The 19,608-nt window shown below is 43.3% G+C and carries 14 protein-coding genes; 3 read left to right on the top strand and 11 right to left on the bottom strand.

Annotated elements, in window-relative coordinates; translation table 11 throughout:
- Nucleotides 1-48: 48 nt before the first annotated feature.
- The 9 genes from ACN0VI_RS04870 to ACN0VI_RS04830 form a co-directional block, all read right to left on the bottom strand.
- Nucleotides 49-4,887, bottom strand: a complete 4,839-nt coding sequence (locus ACN0VI_RS04870; protein ID WP_417445966.1) for an NAD-glutamate dehydrogenase — start codon at nt 4,885-4,887, stop codon at nt 49-51.
- A gap of 155 nt (nt 4,888-5,042) precedes the next feature.
- Nucleotides 5,043-7,721: an efflux RND transporter permease subunit gene (locus ACN0VI_RS04865; RefSeq protein ID WP_417445965.1), complete on the bottom strand. Its 2,679-nt coding sequence runs from the start codon at nt 7,719-7,721 to the stop codon at nt 5,043-5,045.
- A gap of 32 nt (nt 7,722-7,753) precedes the next feature.
- Nucleotides 7,754-8,761 carry a YCF48-related protein gene (locus tag ACN0VI_RS04860; protein WP_331891412.1) on the bottom strand — a complete coding sequence of 336 codons (1,008 nt, stop codon included), beginning with the start codon at nt 8,759-8,761 and terminating at the stop codon, nt 7,754-7,756.
- An 80-nt stretch (nt 8,762-8,841) separates the two neighbouring features.
- Complete coding sequence (locus ACN0VI_RS04855; RefSeq protein WP_417445964.1) at nt 8,842-10,224, bottom strand: DUF1329 domain-containing protein; 1,383 nt, start codon at nt 10,222-10,224, stop codon at nt 8,842-8,844.
- Between the two features lie 19 nt (nt 10,225-10,243).
- The gene (locus tag ACN0VI_RS04850; protein ID WP_417445963.1) at nt 10,244-12,157 is read right to left on the bottom strand and encodes a DUF1302 domain-containing protein; all 1,914 of its coding nucleotides are present in this window, start codon (nt 12,155-12,157) and stop codon (nt 10,244-10,246) included.
- 316 nt (nt 12,158-12,473) lie between these two features.
- Complete coding sequence (locus ACN0VI_RS04845) at nt 12,474-12,653, bottom strand: hypothetical protein (protein ID WP_331891417.1); 180 nt, start codon at nt 12,651-12,653, stop codon at nt 12,474-12,476.
- Between the two features lie 35 nt (nt 12,654-12,688).
- A complete protein-coding gene (locus ACN0VI_RS04840; protein ID WP_417445962.1) occupies nt 12,689-13,645 on the bottom strand; it encodes a hypothetical protein in 957 nt (318 codons plus the stop codon).
- The gene (locus ACN0VI_RS04835; protein WP_417445961.1) at nt 13,642-14,499 is read right to left on the bottom strand and encodes an ABC transporter ATP-binding protein; all 858 of its coding nucleotides are present in this window, start codon (nt 14,497-14,499) and stop codon (nt 13,642-13,644) included. The genes ACN0VI_RS04840 and ACN0VI_RS04835 overlap by 4 nt, the downstream gene beginning before the upstream one ends.
- Nucleotides 14,492-14,866: a GntR family transcriptional regulator gene (locus ACN0VI_RS04830; protein ID WP_331891422.1), complete on the bottom strand. Its 375-nt coding sequence runs from the start codon at nt 14,864-14,866 to the stop codon at nt 14,492-14,494. Before ACN0VI_RS04830 ends, ACN0VI_RS04835 begins: the two co-directional genes overlap by 8 nt.
- A 331-nt stretch (nt 14,867-15,197) precedes the next feature.
- Between ACN0VI_RS04830 and ACN0VI_RS04825 the strand changes: the two genes are divergently transcribed.
- The 3 genes from ACN0VI_RS04825 to ACN0VI_RS04815 all read left to right on the top strand — a co-directional run bounded on the left by ACN0VI_RS04825 (nt 15,198) and on the right by ACN0VI_RS04815 (nt 17,648).
- Nucleotides 15,198-16,112, top strand: a complete 915-nt coding sequence (locus tag ACN0VI_RS04825; protein ID WP_417445960.1) for a YeiH family protein — start codon at nt 15,198-15,200, stop codon at nt 16,110-16,112.
- Between the two features lie 41 nt (nt 16,113-16,153).
- Nucleotides 16,154-17,062, top strand: a complete 909-nt coding sequence (gene nudC / locus ACN0VI_RS04820; RefSeq protein WP_417445959.1) for an NAD(+) diphosphatase — start codon at nt 16,154-16,156, stop codon at nt 17,060-17,062.
- Between the two features lie 226 nt (nt 17,063-17,288).
- Nucleotides 17,289-17,648 carry a hypothetical protein gene (locus tag ACN0VI_RS04815; protein WP_331891425.1) on the top strand — a complete coding sequence of 120 codons (360 nt, stop codon included), beginning with the start codon at nt 17,289-17,291 and terminating at the stop codon, nt 17,646-17,648.
- Between the two features lie 16 nt (nt 17,649-17,664).
- Here the strand turns inward: ACN0VI_RS04815 and epmA are convergent, their stop codons facing one another.
- Together epmA and efp are read right to left on the bottom strand one after the other, a co-directional pair.
- Nucleotides 17,665-18,618: an EF-P lysine aminoacylase EpmA gene (gene epmA / locus ACN0VI_RS04810; protein ID WP_417445958.1), complete on the bottom strand. Its 954-nt coding sequence runs from the start codon at nt 18,616-18,618 to the stop codon at nt 17,665-17,667.
- Between the two features lie 403 nt (nt 18,619-19,021).
- A complete protein-coding gene (gene efp, locus ACN0VI_RS04805) occupies nt 19,022-19,585 on the bottom strand; it encodes an elongation factor P (RefSeq protein ID WP_331891427.1) in 564 nt (187 codons plus the stop codon).
- Nucleotides 19,586-19,608 lie beyond the last annotated feature (23 nt).

Genomic DNA, 19,608 nt, shown 5'->3' with positions numbered 1-19,608 from the left:
ATCACTTCAGGTAAAAAAATACCCAGCTTCAGCTGGGTATTAAAAAGGTTATTTAATCAATCTATGACTGCGTTGCACCAGAATTTGTAGTTCGCGTAGAGCCACCGAAAACTTGGAGAACTCATGCGTGCTGCTCTGTCTGAAATCAGTCACCATTTCTTGCCAACGAGACAGCAAATCATCATGCTCAGCCAGAAAGTGCTTAATTCTGGTATCAGCAGTTTTATACTTGTTAGTCAGAGGCAAGACCGCTTCAATCAGGTTCCGTTGCTGATAATCAAGCTCTTCACGGAAGGCCGAACGAGCAAACGCCTGCCAATGGTTTAATACAGGTTGTGCAATGATTTGCGTTAAGAACCAGTGCAAATTAATTTCCGCACCCAGCTTGTAGTAAACTTCAGCCACTAAAAGAATCGGTAAATCATACTGTTTTGCCAATTCAATAATATCCATTGCTGAGAACATAGTGCTCAATAATGAAACCTTACGCGCTAGCTTCTCAGGCACTCCTTGAGCGATAAGTTGCTGCGCTTCTCTTTCAATACCTTGAGCCTCTTTAGATTCCAATGTCTTATGGACATTACGCTGTAACTCAACAACGCCATCACGGAAGTATTCTACTACTTCAGCAATTGACTGATCTTTACGGCGGTTACGCACGAACCAGCGTGTTGCTCGGCGGACGATCCGACGCGCCTGAAACATCATCTGGATCTGCACATTGGCCGGAACCTTGTTATCTAGCGCTTCAATGCTGCTCCAAAGTCCTTGCATATCGAACGTTTCTTTGGCCATCGCATAGCATTGAGCGACTTCCCCAATATTCGCGCCCACTTCATCAATGACACGGAAAGCAAAGTTGGTACCCATCAGGTTGACCATTTCATTGGCCACACTCATGGCAATGATCTCATCACGCAGAGGATGCTTAGCCATAACATCAGCGTATTTTGCACGCAAAGGTTTAGGGAAATACTCTATTAAATAGCGCTCGAAATATTTTTCTTCGCTAACCTCTGGAATTCGCAACGAGTCTTTAAGTTGCATTTTGCCGTAAGCAAGCAGAACCGACAACTCGGCTCTTGTCAGACCCTGTCCTTTTGACTCACGCTCAAGCATCTCCTCATCACTCGGCAAATACTCCAGTTCGCGATCAAGTTGAACATCCTTTTCAAGAGCATGAACAAAACGCATATGCTCTTTAACCATGCTTGGTGCGCGAGACTCTGTAATACTGATCGACTGAATCTGACGATAATTATCTTCAATCACAATCTGCGACACTTCATCGGTCATCTTTGCCAATAACGTATTGCGTTGCTTTTCGGTCATGTTGTGCTCAACCATAACACCATTAAGCAGAATCTTAATATTGACTTCATTATCCGAACAGTTCACACCACCCGCATTATCAATAAAGTCAGTGTTCGCACGACCACCATTAAGCATATACTCAATTCGGCCCAGCTGTGTGCAGCCTAAGTTACCGCCCTCACCTATCACACGCGCCTTCATTTCAGAACCATTAACACGCACATTATCATTGGCTCTATCACCAACATCGGCATGAGTTTCTTTTGAAGACTTCAAGTAGGTTCCAATACCACCATTCCAGAATAAATCCACCTTCATCTTTAATGCAGCATGGATAAATTCATTCGGTGACAAAGCCTTAGCTTTAATACCCAGCATTTCTTTCATTTCTGGGGTTAAACTGATTGACTTGGCGCTGCGCTCAAAAACGCCACCACCCTTAGAAATCAAGGATGAGTTATAGTCATTCCAACCCGAACGAGGCAAATTAAACAAACGCTCGCGCTCTTTATACGATGCAGCTGCATCTGGATTCGGGTCAACGAAAATATGCATATGGTTAAAGGCAACCTGCAAGCGAATATGCTTAGATAGCAACATGCCATTACCGAACACATCGCCCGACATATCACCACAGCCGACTACGGTAAAGTCTTCGCTCTGGCAATCAATACCCATTTCACGGAAATTACGTTTTACTGATTCCCATGCACCTTTCGCGGTAATGCCCATAGCCTTATGGTCATAACCATTACTGCCGCCTGAAGCAAATGCATCGCCTAGCCAGTGGCCATACTCAAGCGAAATACCATTAGCAATATCAGAGAAGGTAGCAGTCCCTTTATCAGCTGCTACAACCAGATAAGGATCCGGCTCATCATGAATCACAACATCCTTCGGGTGAACCAGCTTGTCAGATACATAGTTATCAGTAATATCCAGCAAAGCACGAATAAAGGTTTTATAACACTCTACACCTTCTGCAAAGAAGGCATCACGGCCACCGGTTGTAGGCAACTGTTTACAAACAAAGCCACCCTTAGCGCCCACAGGAACAATCACAGAATTTTTTACTTGCTGAGCTTTGACCAAGCCTAATACTTCGGTACGGAAATCTTCTCGACGATCTGACCAACGCAAACCACCACGAGCCACTTTACCACCACGCAGGTGGACACCTTCAACACGCGGTGAGTACACAAAGATTTCAAACATCGGTACCGGCTTTGGAATACCAGTAATAATAGAGGGGTTTAATTTGAAGGAAATATAGCTCTTATCTTTATCGTCCGCTGTTTTCTGATAGAAGTTAGTACGCAAAGTTGCATCAATCACTTCGAGATATTTATTAACAATCTTATCCTGATCCAGATTGCTAACCTGCTCAAATATCTTGCGCAATTCACGTTTATGAGCGCTGTATTTGCGTTCATTAAATTCTTGCTCAGGATTAAAGCGAAGCTCAAATAATTCAACAAGACCATGAGCGATATTCGAATATTGCGACAAGGTTTGTTCAATGTAAGTTTGGCTGAAAGTAAAACCTATTTGCCACATGTATTTAGCATAAGCCCGCAACATGGCAACCTGGCGCCAATTCAGTCCAGTGGCAATTATCAGGCGGTTAAAGCCATCTTTCTCAGCCTGATTAGTCCAAGCTTTGGCAAAGGCTGTCTGGAAATTATCGCGAATGGCTTCGACATCAATTTCCTGGTGATGACGGACACTAAAGTCCATGATCCAGATGGTGCCAAGCGCTTCTGATGAAATCTTGTAAGGCGTTTCATCGATGACCGTAAGGCCCATATTCTCCAAAAGTGGTAATACTTCGGATAATGGAATCGGTTGCTCGCGATTGAATAATTTAAAACGTAATAAACCGCCTTCGATCTGCTTCTTGTAGAGCAACATATCAAATGGTCTGTCTTCGCTTAGACGCTCAATATGCTTAATGTCTGCTATCGCCGACAAAACGCTTTGCTGATTTTGATAGCCCGGTGAGAAAGCATTACCATACTTCTTATGCAATTTGATGGCTTCTGATGGCTCATAATGATGCTCAATAGTGTCCATCAACACATCTTCCCAACTCAAGGCGGCTTCTTGTAAGTCTGCTTGAAGCTTCTGCAAGTCGTACTCAATTGCTTCAGCATTTTCAACCGGAACGCGGAAGTGGGTACGCACCAGATTTGACTCTGAGAAGTGTGTATTAAATTCAATCTCGCCTTTACTGCCAAATGCATCAGACAGAATTTCTGTCATGCGAAGACGAACTTTAGTGTTGTAGGTATCTCTTGGTACGAAACACAAAACTGAGAAGTATCGCCCAAAAGGATCCCGGCGCACGAAGGCTCTGACCTGACGACGCTCCTGAATATGCAGAATACCCATCGCAACATTTAATAGCTTCAATGTTGGGATCTGGAATAACTCATCTCTAGGATAAGTTTCCAGAATATTTTTCAGCGCTTTGTAATCATGACCACCTTCTTTCAATTCCGATTCAGCCAAGACATTGTGAATCTTCTTACGCAGAACAGGAATAAACTGCGGATCCATATTGTAGGCAGCAGAGGTGAATAGGCCAAAGAATCGGTACTCACCAATCACTTCACCTTTATTGTTGAAGCGCTTAATTCCAATATAATCAATGTGGCTTGGTCGATGAACGGATGATACGGTGCTAGTTTTAGTCAGAACTAAAATATGCTCATTGGATAATGCCAGTTTCTGAGCACCCTTGGGTGACTGTGACAAGCGATATTCAAGATGCTTAGTCTCATCGGACAAAGTACCAAGTCCGCTACCTTTTATTGACTTTAAAACCAAGTCATCTTTAGTTTTCTTCAAGTCATAAGTACGTGAGCCCATTAAAACGAAATGATTGGCTTTCATCCAGCGTAAGAAATCTAGTGCTTCATCAATTCTGTCTTTACGTAGGGGGGGCGGTGTTGTTTCCAACTCATTAATAATACTTGCCAGCCTATCTCGCATGGGTTGCCAATCACGAACTGTAGCTCTAACGTCGGCTAAAATTCTTAATAAGTCAGCTTCGACCTGCTTAATGCTTTCATCATCAAGCTGCTTATCAATTTCGAGATACATCGGAGTTTCAATATGAGAGCTATCGACACACTCACTATCAACACACAGATTGAGCGATTTTACTTTGCCACTTTTATCACGTTGCACTTCTATCGGAACATGGATATGCAAGTGAACATCAATTCCGTGTCGATTCAACTCCATTCGAATGGAGTCAACCAGGAATGGCATATCGGCATGATTGAGCTCAATGATAGTATGCTTAGTTTTCCACTTATTCTCATCAGAGGTTGGGTTATACACACGCAATTTGCATGTCCCATCAAAATCCTGAATAAACTGCCACAGACTGAATATTGAATTAAAAATTTGCTCAGGAGTACGCTCATTGAACTCATCTTCCGAGACACTATTATAAATAATGTCGGCAAATTGTTTTACGAGATCAGATTGACGTTTTGGTGCTTTTGTTTCGATCAGCTGCTTAACATCGTTTAACAGCTTTGGAGAAGTGTTTGAACTGGCCATTATCCTTTCCAAATACGCTTGAAATAGGTGAAGAAAATCAAAAAATAAATTGAGTCAATTCTAGGCCATTTGAAACAAAAATGGCACCTAAATTTCACTTTAGATGCCATTATTTGTAACTGGTACGCCCTGTTGGCGTATTGACTTTATTTTAATTAACGACGATATAACAAAGCCGCTAAAGCAGGCAGTAAGATAATTGCGCCTAACATGTTCACTAAGAACATGAACGTCAGCATTATACCCATATCTGCCTGGAACTGCAGATCAGACATTAACCAAGTACTAACACCAATAGCCAGGGTAAGACCTGTAAACAGTACTGCGTTACCAGTTAGTTTCAGGGTTTCAAAATAGGCATCGGCAACACTCATTCCCGAGCGGATAAAGCCGACCATTCTAGAGAATATATAGATACCATAATCAACACCAATGCCGACCCCAAGTGCAATCACAGGTAAGGTCGCAACGGTCAGACCTATGTTTAGCCATGACATCAATGCTTGCGCCAGGAAGGAAACCACCACCAATGGCAAAATCACGCAGATGGTGCCGCGCACTGAACGGAAACTAATTAAACATAATAAAGTCACCGCTAGATAAACCCATATCATCATCGGGATTTGTGCTTCTGAAACGGCTTCGTTGGTCGCAGCCATCACACCGACTGGGCCTGTTGCTAATAAAAAGTTAAGATCTAATATGCCCGCATCGAGTATCTGCTCATTCAAGTGAACGAGAAACTTATTAGCTTGATTAGCATCCAGACCTGTCTTAGCGCTTAAAACTGGGGGATAGTTAGATGACTTATCCATAGCAACTTCTGAACCAGGAGATTCAGTATCTCCAGAACTGTCTTGAGTTGAGCTCGCCGAGCCATTACCAGTAGACTCAGAAGGTAATACTAACTCCCCGCCTCTAGATAAACTATACAGATAATCATTCACTTCCGAGATAACTACTGATTTGTTTGTGCCTTCAAATTCGTTAAGCAGAGAGTCTAATTGGCTTAATACTTCTTCTTTCTTTGGCTCAAAGATATGCTTTTGAAACTCTTTTACTTCAGTAATCAGTCGCTCAATGGTCTCAGCCTTATGATCATCAAGGAAGATCATGACGGGCATGATGCTACAGTTGGAGTTTAGTAAACCTGTACCGGTCTCAACACGGCTTATCGACTGTACCAATACAGCTTCGTCTTTCGGTAAGATTTTCCACTTCAAGTTACCTTCGCTCAACATACCATTGACCACCTTAGCGACCTGCGGCAAGCTGATAGTGGACTGAACACCCTTAACATTGTTCATTTCCCACTGGAATTGATCAATCGTATTCATGATGTCGAAGTAGGTACAACCGTCTACCTTGGTTTTAGCTAAGACATAAATCACATCGGTACCAATGGCGTAGGTATCAGTGATGTATTTATTGTCCTGGTTATAGGTCGAATCCTGCTTTAAAGCAGGTGCACCAGCCTGCAGGTCACCAACTTTCATGTTAAGTGACTGCCAATAGCCGATAATACCTAACAAAAGCCCCACCACTATAACAATGGTAGAAACTGGCTTACGGGCAAACCCAGCAATTTTTCTCCACCATTTTTCGCGAGCTTGCTCACGCTTTCGAACACCTTGAACAAACTTGTCTGAGAAGTGGGTATAAGACAATAGAAGAGGTAGTAGTAGCAGGTTAGTCAGGATCAGCACTGCAACACCAATACTGGCAGTTACCGCCAACTCACGAATGATATCGATCTCGATCAATTGCAAGGTCAAGAAACCCACCGTATCACTGATTAAAGCAATTCCACCCGGAACAATTAATGTGGCACAGGCTGCAATAGCGGCATTGTAGGTTTTCATGCCATGGGCAACATTATGTTGCACACCATTGATCATCTGCACACCATGGCTGACACCAATAGCAAAAATCAGAAATGGAACCAGAATCGACATAGGGTCGATGCCGTAGCCCAAAGCTGTTAAGAGACCCAACTGCCAAACCACTGCAATGATCGATGTCAGAATCGGCAACAGAGTTAATTTTAGGGAACGGGAATACCAGTAAACAAGCAAAGCGGTAATCACCAAAGCAATCAGGAAGAATACAATCACACCGCCTGCTGCATCACTGACATCACCAATCATTTTGGAGAAGCCAATTATATGGACTTCAATATCAGGATACTTTGCTTCAATATCAGTACGAATCTGCTCTAAATCATGAGCCACACGGACGAAATCAGTCTGTACCATCTGATCGCCATTGTTACCTGAGGTCTCATCACCGGTTGGATTATATTCAGACAGTAACTGAGCTGATACCATGGCCGACTCAAACTCATTGGAAACTAATCGACCGACAATCCCTGCTTTTAATATATTATCACGTACCTGATTCAAGGCGCGCTCAGAACCATCAAAACGCGCAGGAATAACAGGTCCACCTTCAAGCCCCTGCTCGCTCGCTTCAATGTATCGAATATTGGGTGTAAATAGAGATTCAACTTGAGGCTGATTAACCCCAGCTATACCAGCCACACGACCGGTAGTTTCATTTAAAGCTTCGAAGAAAGTGGCATTGAATATATCCCCACTTTTATCTTCAAGCGCCACCAGCACACGGTTGGCTCCCCCGAACTGCTCTTGATATTCAAGATAAGTTTGCATGTACTCATGCTTTAAGGGGATGTTTTTCTCGAAACTGGCATCCACTCGTAATTGCGTCGCAAAATACACCATGATCACTGTGAATACTGCGAATAAGCTTATCCATAGCGCTCGTTTAGAGAAAAAAACTGTCGAGACTAATGTTTCTAATTTATTTCTTGTCATTCTATATAACCTTTAACGAATACTATGGCCAGTTACTGTTGAGAAAGGCTCAAGCGCTCAACGCCACCCTCACCAACGACAATCAGAGTGTCCTCATCCACAACCACAACTGAAGTACGCCCCTTCAAATCACGACGCTTTTGAATATCGGTCGAGGTTAATGTTTTATGAACAAGAACACCGCCAGTTCCAACGAGCACCCAACGATTAGTGTCGATAATAGCCATGTCGTGGAACCCGGAAGCAGTACTTAAAAACTGCCCCTGCCATGATTGACCTTGGTCCTTTGAGATATAGAGATTGCCTCGAAGGCCATATACATAAAGGTTGCCAGCGTCATCTAACTGAATTCCAAAAAATGAGCCATCATAAGGAGTGGCCAATTTTTGCCAGGTCTCACCACCGTCACGGGTTTCAGCAACTAGTGCAGAGCTTGTTTCGAATCCATCATCGTCGATTCCATCAATGTATTTCTCGCCAGCAATAACCCAATAATCTTCAGTAATTTTCTTAAACGAATAAAAATGACTGAAATAACCATAGTAATCGGCTAGACCTTCAATTTCACGAGACTCCCAAGACTCACCAGCGTCCGATGACTCGAGGTATAAGCCATATGAACCAACCGCAACAATTAAATCTTCGGTAATAAATTGCACATCAAATAATGCTGGCTGTTCAAATGATTCTTCCTGATGGCTTAACTGCCAACTTTCACCACCATCGTTGGTTAGCAAAACAGTTTGACTGAAACCTACCGCAATACCACGCTTGTCATCAAAAAAATCGACTGCCGTTAATGGCTCACGAGTTGGCACTGGTACTTGTCGCCATTCAATCCCACTGTCATCTGATAGAAGGATGTGTCCACGCTCTCCTACGGTCACTAAGCGACCGGATGATAGCTTTACAATATCTAATAATAATGACTTTGCTGCTTTATCGGCGATTAATGCAGGTTTAGCTTCCAAGCACGAAGAAGCAAAAGCTGTGATGACCAAAAACACCAAAGGAAATGCATACTTAGTGATAGCTTTCATACAGAACAGAATTCTCGGGTTATTATAATCATGTAAAAATAAAAAAAGCGGCCGAAGGAACGGCCGCTTGGATTGTCGAACTAGCGTCTACCAGCGCGACGTAGCGCTGAAGGAGTAAAGTGTGAACCACTAAACTCAGCATTGAAGTTATACATATTCTCCTGGTTATCTAAACCAATCACCAGATAACGGCCTGATGGAAGATCGTAATAAGCTTCAAGAGTTGACCATAATGTTGGAACATCATAGTAATTAATCAAGTATGCTTGAGCGACACGCCACAATTCACCACGCTCGTCATACATTTCTTCGGCAGCAATCTGCCAGCTATCTTCATCAATATAGAAAACACGTTTCTTGTATTGATGACGGGTATCATCCTTCAAGTTAGCCTCTAAAACCCACACACGGTGTTTTTCATAACGAACCAGGTCAGAATTAATGACACCAGGTTTGATAATCTCATCATAAGTCACCTCGTCTGAATGCAACTTATAAGTGTTATAGGGAATATAGATTTCCTTCTTGCCGGTAATCGTCCAGTTATAGCGATCTGGAGCACCGTTGAACATATCAAAGTCATCGGTTGTACGCAGACCATCAGAAGCGGTACCTGGCGCATCATAAGCTACGTTAGGTGCACGACGTACACGACGCTGACCCGTATTATAGGTCCATGCCTTACGCGGCTCTTTCACCTGATCCATAGTTTCGTGAACCAATAATGCAGTACCGGCTAAGCGGGCTGGAGCTGTAACATTCTGACGGAACAAGAATAGAACGTTACCCTCTTCCAACTTTTCTGGAGTCATATCAGGTTCGTTATAAATGTGGTGAAGTTCATCTCTGAGCTTAACCAATACATAACTACCATCAGGAAGTGGTGCAGCCTGACCCACTTCGCGTTCAACAGAAATACCACGATAGCGCGTAATAGAGTTCCAGATTAACTGTAAGCCATTTTCAGGAAACGGGAATGGGATACCAACCGCGGCACCTTTAATACCATTACCTTCCTGAATCAACTCTGCACGAGTCGCATTGGCTTTAACCGCATCCAAAACATGCTGAGGATACGAAGCGCTACGTCGAGTTGGGTAAATGTGCATCTTGAAACGATCAGGGTATGCTTTTAATAAAGCTATCTGGCCAACCGTTAAATGCTCTTGGTACTGCTGATAATTTGAAGCATCAATTGTGAACAGCTTTTCATCGTCTGCGAATGGGTCGGGGTGATGATCGCCTACCTGATAGCCTTCAGGAATCAAATCTTCTGTAATACCACCCGTCCATGCAGGAATCGAACCATCTTCATTCCCCGCACGAATTGAACCCATGGGTGTATAGACATCTCCGCCTAATTGCGCAGCCTTATCTGCTGAAACTTTAGCTGATGCAACGCTTGAGCATAAAGCCGAAACGACTGCACCTGCCAATAACCATTTATTCATCATTTTAGCCATATCTTATACAACCCTTTAATTAAAACGAATAACTTAAAGCTAACGAGACATGATCTCTATCAGAAATCAAGTTTGCTGAACCGCCACCAAAGTAACTGTTATAAGCAAAATCCCACTTCCAGGCACTTAAGGTACTAAAACTTACACCTGCTGACAGCGACTTACGGCCTTCAAGGAAGTTCGAAATTGGAGCTGGAGTGTTACCATTAACATCATGCTGGAATACGATGCGTGGTGACATGTTCCAACCACTAAAGACATTATTGTAATCCCAGCGCATTGCCATGCGATAACCCCATGAAAATTCATCAGCAAAACCGTTTTCGGTCATACCTTCACATTCAGTGCGGATTCTTTGATTGGTGACTGGGTGATTAAAGCCGCAAGGTGAAGTACCTGTCGGATCCAGTGCAAATAGCCCTTCAATAGTGCCATTTCCGTTATAATCAACAGCTCGATCAGGATTACCCGAACGGAATGTACCCTCTGCCTCGAAACGTAACTCATCTTGACTTGGCATATCCAAAATTTGGTTAGCACCGACTTCAATCAAGAATGCAGTTTGGTCCGATCCGAAAACAGGTCCCAACAATGAAGTAATGGTCATCTGTGCTTGAACTGTATCCAGTAAGCGATAACCTGAAATCTCTTCACCTAAACCAACGCCATTTGCAACCTGGCTAGTTCCGACAGGGATCTGGCCAATTGGTTCAAGAGTCGCAAATAGCAACTCCACATCATCCACCTGTAACGGCTCATCGACACGGTAAGAAATTTCACCCGCAACTGAAAGACCACTATCTGTCGCAGTGTTGAAGCTCATACCATACATTTGAATATCTTCTGGATACTCAAGGAAACCGGTTACGACACCTTGTGAGTTTGCTGCATTAGCTGAAATGATTGGACGACGGTTATGGTAATTCATGTAGTAGAAACCAAACTCAGTACCATATTCCGTGAAATAACCTACTTTTACGCCGAACTGGCCTTGGTCATCAGCAAAGCGAGTCTCTTCTCTTAATGCTACCGTGCCAGGTTGGCCTTCAGAATATTGAGCAAAGCCTAAGTGAACCTCTTCACCCTTTAGACCCAAAAAGTCACGGGTAGAAAAGAATGTACCTGGCTCATCAAATTTAACTTCTTCAAATTCGAATTGATATATAGCTTCTACATTCCAACTCTCACTTAAATCAATCGAAGTCCAGATCATGCTGGTTGGAATAAAAGCTTCTTTAAGCTCAGCTCCCGGGTTTCTTAACACTCGTAAGTCAACTGCGTTGGCTTCGGATAAACTGTGTTGAATAAAAGTACTCTCACCCCAGCTGATAACCTGCTCACCTAAACGAACCTGCATGACATTTCCATTGTCAAATTCGAAGGTTTTCCAAACATACATATCAAGCATGCGGGCATCGTAACCTTGTTCGGTTCTTGCAGTGTTTCTACCATCGCCGCCGCCATAGCTGTCTAGGTTACGGAAAGGTAATTCAGTATCCATCAAAATGCGGTCATAGTACCAAAGGCCACGAGCAAACAAACCTTGGTCACCATCTTTATGGCGAATATCTAGTTCATGCACGCCTTTAATTACTTGCGAGAAAAAGTCACCTTTATCAAAGTTCAAGTTACCGTCATCGGCGTTATTAGACCAAGCACCATCTGGCACGGTACCTGAACCATATAGATTTGAAATCGGTTGACCGTTTTCTAGTTCATAAAGGTTCGCCTTACCGACTAGATTACGATCTCGTTCCTCAGCACGGACGCCAACACCCACAGATAATGTGGTATCAAAGTTAACATCGTAATTTTCTGTATCCCAATTAACCGCCTGACTGCTTGCAGCTGATATAGCTAAGGCAACACCCGCTGCGATCTTGGATAAGCGTGTCATTGGAGAGTTGTTATGGTTTAACCCTGTATTTTTCATACAATTCCTTCCCCCATCGATAGGAATTTACTGTTCGCTATAAACAAAAGTAAACGGAAGACGGTAAGACGTCATACCACTTATAAATGGCATACTATCAATAATTTCCACTTATAAGCAAGCAATATAACCATGCTAATTTGTCAAGATTTTTTGCAGCAGGTTAACGGTAAGAAGCTGTTATTTTGGCCAGAAAACAATCAGTTTGTAAGGATTCAATGAATGGACCGCCTGACATTTGTTCAATATTTAAGCAGAAACTCCAGTTGCTGCTTAAATATTGACAAAGAAAGAGCTGTTGTACAGCTCTTTCTTATTACTTGAAAAAGTTCTTAATACTGAGCTGAAGCTTGTTCACTGTCTCCAGAGAATTGAGCACCTCAATCTCTGGTACTGAGTGATTCCATTGAATGGCTACAATCGTCAATAGTGCTCCAATTCCAATATAAAGACACACTCGACTTAACCATTGTGTACTTCGTTTATTGTAAACCATAATCTTTCTCCTTTAATTGCAACCGAGGTGAGCGCTTAAAGCGCCTCGTCTCGGTAACGTCTAATCATAATCGCGCCGACCACAAATACGGCACCGACAACAATCCCTAACCATAAATCCATATCCATAAGATGCTTACCGAAGCTTAAAGGAATCCAGTCCTCTTTGATGAAGTCAGCAGCATCACTTTCAATCACATCACTAAAGTCGCCAGCAATACTTGCTACTGGAGTAATATAAGCAGCCCAAATCATCACAAAACGCTCACCAATATAAGTTGCAACGTGTGCGGTGTTAGTGACAATACTTTCCGCGATAATCACTAGTACTACCGGCACAGTAGCCACCAGGAATGGCACTTTTTTTGTCCAACTTGATACCAACAACAGGTAGCCAATAATGGGTGCAGCCCATAACGTTGCTACATAAAAGGCCTGTAATTGATAGAAAGAAATCACAAACAAGTTCGATGGCTGCCAGATATTGCTCCAGGCGCTGGCATCTGATACCCAGGCAAAAATAGTCGCTAACATCATAATTGCCAAAGTCGTTACCTGTAATATGATCCAGAAGAACAGCGGCGCTAGTAACATGGCTGTAACCACTTTCGACACAACCGTCATGGTGTCCGATATCGGCATTGACTTCCAAAACAGGATGCTACGATCCTTACGATCATCGTAAAGAGCACCCAAACAGTAGAAGAATCCAACAATCGCCAGCACAAAGCCGAAGCTAAAGATGCCGCTATACATCCCCATCTGTACACCAATTTCCTTAACGCGTGTGTCAACGCTGACGTCATACAGCTTAAATAAACTGGTCAAGTCATGACTGCCGACACCATTGATCTGCACGTTACTTGTGCTAAATACAAAGACCCCAAGGAAGACACCGAATACTGCAATACCACCAATAATCAAAGGTACCCACTGCAAACTGGTCTTGTTTTCCCAGTATTCTCTTTTTAATAAGGTTAGAAACGTTTTCATGCGGCCTCTCCTTTCATCTTGGCAACAAACAGATCGGCTACGCTTGGCTTGCGAACCTTACCTAACTCTTGAAGTTGCTCCTTAGCGATGCCGTTGAACAGACACACCTTTTGTCCAAAGACTTCCCTGACATTCATTGGCTTCATCGCTAAGGCAGCTTCCTCAAACTCCTTCTCAACCATAACTTCAAAATACGAGTCTGCTATCGCGTCCATCGAGTCATCCAGCACAATCTTTCCATCCTGGATAAAAATGAGATCACTTAAAATATGCTCAATTTCTTCGACCTGATGCGTGGTTATAATAATAGTTCGATTATCGTCGAAATAATCGTTTAGCAGTTGCTCGTAAAATGATTTGCGGAACAGGATATCCAGTCCTAATGTTGGTTCATCCAGAATCAACAAGTCCGCATCAATCGCCATAATTAAGGCCAGGTGCAATTGCACCACCATTCCTTTGGATAAGGACTTAACCCGGCTATTCATTTTTATTTTTGTTTGTTCCAAGTACTTCTCACACAGCTCACGACTAAAGCGAGGATGTACCCCCTCTACAAAGTCGATGGCCTGGCTTACTTTAATCCAGCGAGGTAACACGGCCACATCTGCAATAAAGCAAACGCGCTTCATCAACTCATCGCGCTGCTTATGTGGATCCAGGCCGAAAATATTAAGCTCGCCTTCGAAGGGTGTTAAACCCAACACTGATTTTAGTAATGTTGTTTTTCCCGCACCATTTGGGCCAATTAAACCCAAAATACGTCCTGGCGCTAGTTCAAAGCTGACGTTATCCAATGCTTTGAAGCTGCCATATTTCTTATTGAGTCCTTTAGCTTCAAGGATATTACTCATGATCGCTCTCCTCGTCCTTTGTGCGCTTGAATAGCTCATCCAATGAAATCTGCAAACGCTCAATCTTTTGTAATAACGCAGGCCACTCCACAGTCAAAAACTGCTCACGTTCCTGCTTTAATAATTTTTCTTTCGCACCCTCAATCACGAACATGCCCAATCCCCTTCGTTTTTCAGCTAATTCACTTTCCACCAATAATTGATACGCCTTGGATACAGTAATCGGATTCAGCTGATACTCCGCTGAAATGTTCCGCACCGAGGGCAAAGCATCGCCTTCCTGCAGACTGCCATCAAGGATCATATTCAAGACCCTGTCGCGCAATTGTAGGTAAATTGGCTGTGTGTCATCCCAATGTATTTGCATATTTAGCTACCTGTTGGCAGTTACCTGTTGTTGTTTTGAACAAAAACCATTCAAAATCAACATCTTAACCTAGCAGAGCATTAAATATCACATTCAGTGTCCTGCTGACATGGTGTTATACTAAGATATAACACCAACTCTGTAAAACACTTTTTTAATTTTTTTATAAAAAAGGCTGTAACAAAGTGTGTACCAAGTCTTGAGATAGTCGCCATATTAAAGAAAGCTAATGAACTTCAAAGTAAAGGCCTGTAAACTCTAACCTTAAGTTTTTCATCTAATTATCAACGTGCAAGCAGTCAAAATATTCCCATTTACGCCAGCTAATATTGTGCTTTTAGTATTGAGCATTGCCTGTGTATTCAGCCTGTTGCCTGCCAGTTACGCACTGGCAGCAGGACTAATCTGGGGCTGGTTCTTTGCTGATCAGCAGTCTTTACCCCTCGCTAGCTGGGCCAGTCTGTTATTAAAACTTGCTATTGTGCTACTAGGCTTCAGCCTCCCATTAACGGAGTTATGGGGAACCGCCAAAGACAGCTTTGTATTAACAGTCAGCGTTATTGCCGGAGCATTAATAGTGGGTTTGTTGATGGCAAAACTATTAAAACTGGACAATCAACAGGGTTGGCTGATCAGCTCAGGGACTGCGATTTGTGGTGGTAGTGCGATTGCTGCAGTGGGCTCATCGATAAAAGCCAGTAGCCATAATATGGTTATATCACTGGCGATTGTTTTTATTTTGAATGCGGTAGCGTTATTTGTGTTTCCGATGATTGGACATTGGCTGGAACTGACACAAAGCCAGTTTGGCCTGTGGGCGGCGCTGGGCATTCACGATACCAGTAGCGTGGTCGGCGCGGCTGCAGTCTATGGTGAAGAAGCATTGGATATAGCTACAACCACGAAGCTTTCGCGTGCTTTATGGATCATTCCTCTGGCTATCATTGCCTCATTATCGCAACATTCAGGCAAAATTAGATTCAGTCTGCCATTGTTTATCGTGTTCTTTTTGCTAGCCAGCTCGGTTAGTAGCTTTGTCATGTCACCAGAGCTTATGGCGCAAGTGGGCACTTACATCAAGCCGGCTTCAAAAAACTTGTTTGCACTGAGTCTGCTTTGGATGGGAACCAGCTTGAATAAAGCTGCAATCAAGGCAATCCCGATTCGTTCAATGCTACTTGGTATCATTCTTTGGCTTGCGGTATCCATAAGCTCATTGTACGTTGTCATGCAGTGGTATCCATAGCCCAATTAGCCCATAACCCAATAGCAGATTAAGAGAACATCATGTTTGCACTGCAATTTAATCAGCTGGATCGTCAAGCTGAACTAAGAATCAATCCCGCTCAACTTCGCGACCTTGCGCAACAGACAGACAGCATTATCCTGCCAGTCCACCGTCAGCAATTGCTGACTCAGGGTGACAGCCTCCTATGGTTAAACTGGAGGGAGCTATCCGGTACAGTCGAGGATATACAAGATAAGCATTTAATCTATCTAGGACAGGTTAAAGAGGCCGACCAGATCAAGCACTACTTCAGTTACCGGCTTACCAAACCAGACTATTTTATCCAGCAATTTAATTTTGTCTCCCTGAAAGGCTTACGAGAGTTGTTGCCGCTATTATCGGAATCTGAAGCATTTTTAGCTAACGTAGCGATAGGTATTGAACATTGGCACAACACCCACCAGTATTGTGGCTATTGTGGCCATGCCACCTACTCCAAGTTGGCTGGTTTTGTCCGCCAATGCAGTAATCAAGAATGCGACAAAGAGCACTATCCGCGAACCGACGCGGCTGTGATCTGTGCTATCACTTATCAGGACAAAATTTTACTGGGGCGCCAGGCTCAGTGGCCTGAAAAACTCTACTCTGTTATTGCAGGGTTTGTGGAACCTGGAGAGAGTCTGGAACAAGCGGTTGCACGCGAAGCTAACGAAGAAGCAGGACTAACGGTCACCAATATTCAGTATTTTGGTTCACAACCTTGGCCCTTCCCTCAGTCATTAATGACCGGATTTACTGCTGAGGCGACCGACCCTTCGATTGAGTTGAAAGATGATGAACTAGAGCATGCCGCATGGTTTACTCGTTCTCAAATCAATGAGTTAGTAAACAGTGAGCAGCTTATCCTGCCAAATAAATACTCCATTTCAAGAACTCTGATCGAGCACTGGAGAGAGCTAAGCATTTGATAATTCATCATTAAACTGTTTTTAATCCTTATTTTTTGTATATTTTTTAAACAGTTATTGACGAAGAATCCTTTCTCAAGTACAAATAGAAACAATCCTTATAACTATCGCTTATAAAAAGCAGGTGGTAAGGAGATACAGGATGTTTAGGAAACCGCTAACGCTTTTCTCAAGCTCATATTAAGTTGAGAGCAGGTTAGCCAGATTTAGGAAACAAGGAGTTCTTATGTCTAAGATCACAATTCTCGCCGGCGACTTTCCAAGTGGCAATGGTCATTTCTCATTTCGTAACTTTACTCTTCCCGGAGACAGTAACCACTATCTCTGCGAAACGGTTAACATCAACCAGCTTGAATCCTTCAATAAAATCAATAAAGAAATGGTCACTATGTTGGGGGTCAGCGAACGGACTGAGCGTATGCTGGATGACTTAACTGAAGACCAGGTGTTGTTTATGGTTCGCTTAAAGGATAAAAGGCGGTTTGTCGGTTTAGCCGATAAACGGACTTATGACAAAATGAATACAGCGAGACGAATTGAAGGTAATAGAAATCAACCGATAGCTAAAGCGCCTTCAGCGGCTTAGACAATCCGTTGCCTAACTAGGCTCGATCCCAGGGAAAAGCAATGACCTCTTGAATATCCTTGGTATTGAGTTTGATCATCAATAAACGATCGAGCCCTAAAGCAACCCCAGAGCACTCAGGCAAGCCATGCTCCAACGCTGCAATAAAGCGCTGGTCAATGGCTATTTCAGGCAAGTTATTACTCTTGCGCCACTGATTATCGGCGTTGAAGCGTGCCAGTTGTTGCTCACTATTGGCCAACTCATAAAAGCCATTAGCCAACTCGACACCTTCAATATATAACTCAAAACGATGAGCCACTCGCGGATCTGTCTCTGAAATACGGGCTAAAGCGGCTTGGTTGGCTGGATAATCATAAATAAATAAAACTGTGCCCCGCTTACCAAGTTGTGGCTCAATCTTGTCCTCAAACAATAGACTTAGAAAATCATCCCGCTCCAAATCCTCAGGAAGACTCCCCAGATTAGAACGAGCAAACTGCTCAAGCTCATCATCTTTGATGGATAAGGGATCGATGCCAAGATAATCGATAAATACCTGTTGATAGGTGAAATCCTGTCGTTGCTTTGGCCCTAGTACCTCAGTAACCAGTCCAAAGACATCATCCATCAACTGAAAAAGATCAAAACCCAACCGATACCATTCCAGCATGGTGAACTCCGGGTTGTGTTTAGCTCCAACCTCATCCTGCCGAAACGCTTTACAAATTTGATAAATTGAACCAGACCCAGCCGCCAGCAAACGCTTCATGGCGTATTCTGGAGAGGTCTGGAGAAAGCCTTTTTCAGCAGAGCAGCCAATATCAGCGGTCATCGAATGCATATAGCGATCCGTCACCCCATGATGTGACAAAGCAGGCGTATCCACTTCAAGCACTTCTCGCTCGTCAAAAAAGGCACGGATTGTTGATAACAACTTCGCGCGGGCTTTGAGGTTTTGTAGTGAAGCTGAAGGTTTCCAGTGGGTCATAGGTTTGAGTCGAAAGTTAACTTTACTGATTGATGGGTTACGCTTTTCAAGCTAACCCATCCTATAAACTTACATTAGTATTGATTATTCCATATTAAATAAGGGCAGGCACATTGGCCTGCCCCTACCAATCTTCTAATGCAATCCCCTTACTATCACCATCCCCACCTAGCGAAGGGAAATTCTTGCTAGACAAGGCTTGCTGATTTTTAAATAGAGGGAGTTTAGATCAACTTAACGACCTTTTTTAAAAATCAGCGTAACGCAGTATAGCAAAGACTAGTCTCTTCCTAGCGACGGAAAAATATCCTTAGGCGCGGCATCTAGTCTGTGAGGACGCGCAGTTGGCAAGTAGCTGCATCCGAGCAGGCCTGATAACAAAGCATAAGGATATTTTAACAAGCTAGGCGCGTGAAACGTAATCGCCAGTACGGGTATCGACTTTTAACTTGTCGCCAATATTCACAAACAAAGGCACTTTGACAACTGCGCCTGTGTGCATGGTGGCTGGCTTTGAGCCGCCGCCGGAGGTATCGCCGCGCAGACCTGGGTCGGTGTCGGTTACTTCGAGCACTACAAAATTGGGTGGTGTTACGTCGATTGGGTTACCGTTCCATAATGTGATTGAGCATTTATCTTGCTCGATCAGGTAAACGGCTTTGTCACCTACTGCATTCTTATCGGCTGATACTTGCTCGAAGGTGTTAGCGTCCATGAAATACCAGAACTCACCATCATTGTAGAGGTACTCCATTTCGGTATCCATAACGTCTGCTGTTTCGATGCTTTCGCCAGATTTAAAAGTTTTTTCGACGGTGCGGCCTGTTAGTAAGTATAATACTTTGGTTTTACTGAAGGCTTGGCCTTTACCGGGACGGACGAATTGGTTGTCGACAACCGTGCACGGTTCGCCGTCGAGCATTAATTTTGTACCATTACGTATGTCGTTGGTGGTAATTGTTCCCATGTGTTCCTCTGGATATCAATGAG

This window comes from Kangiella sp. (assembly GCF_048265365.1).
Classification (GTDB): domain Bacteria; phylum Pseudomonadota; class Gammaproteobacteria; order Enterobacterales; family Kangiellaceae; genus Kangiella.
The sequence above is the reverse complement of the archived record's forward strand: the minus strand, read 5'-3'. Positions and strand labels throughout refer to the sequence as shown.

Excerpts from the sequence above, each read along its gene's own strand:
- ACN0VI_RS04870 (WP_417445966.1), bottom strand. The coding sequence starts at position 4,887 with ATGGCCAGTTCAAACACTTCTCCAAAGCTGTTAAACGATGTTAAGCAG.
- ACN0VI_RS04865 (WP_417445965.1), bottom strand. The coding sequence starts at position 7,721 with ATGACAAGAAATAAATTAGAAACATTAGTCTCGACAGTTTTTTTCTCT.
- ACN0VI_RS04860 (WP_331891412.1), bottom strand. The coding sequence starts at position 8,761 with ATGAAAGCTATCACTAAGTATGCATTTCCTTTGGTGTTTTTGGTCATC.
- ACN0VI_RS04855 (WP_417445964.1), bottom strand. The coding sequence starts at position 10,224 with ATGGCTAAAATGATGAATAAATGGTTATTGGCAGGTGCAGTCGTTTCG.
- ACN0VI_RS04850 (WP_417445963.1), bottom strand. The coding sequence starts at position 12,157 with ATGAAAAATACAGGGTTAAACCATAACAACTCTCCAATGACACGCTTA.
- ACN0VI_RS04845 (WP_331891417.1), bottom strand. The coding sequence starts at position 12,653 with ATGGTTTACAATAAACGAAGTACACAATGGTTAAGTCGAGTGTGTCTT.
- ACN0VI_RS04840 (WP_417445962.1), bottom strand. The coding sequence starts at position 13,645 with ATGAAAACGTTTCTAACCTTATTAAAAAGAGAATACTGGGAAAACAAG.
- ACN0VI_RS04835 (WP_417445961.1), bottom strand. The coding sequence starts at position 14,499 with ATGAGTAATATCCTTGAAGCTAAAGGACTCAATAAGAAATATGGCAGC.
- ACN0VI_RS04830 (WP_331891422.1), bottom strand. The coding sequence starts at position 14,866 with ATGCAAATACATTGGGATGACACACAGCCAATTTACCTACAATTGCGC.
- nudC (WP_417445959.1), top strand. The coding sequence starts at position 16,154 with ATGTTTGCACTGCAATTTAATCAGCTGGATCGTCAAGCTGAACTAAGA.
- ACN0VI_RS04815 (WP_331891425.1), top strand. The coding sequence starts at position 17,289 with ATGTCTAAGATCACAATTCTCGCCGGCGACTTTCCAAGTGGCAATGGT.
- epmA (WP_417445958.1), bottom strand. The coding sequence starts at position 18,618 with ATGACCCACTGGAAACCTTCAGCTTCACTACAAAACCTCAAAGCCCGC.
- efp (WP_331891427.1), bottom strand. The coding sequence starts at position 19,585 with ATGGGAACAATTACCACCAACGACATACGTAATGGTACAAAATTAATG.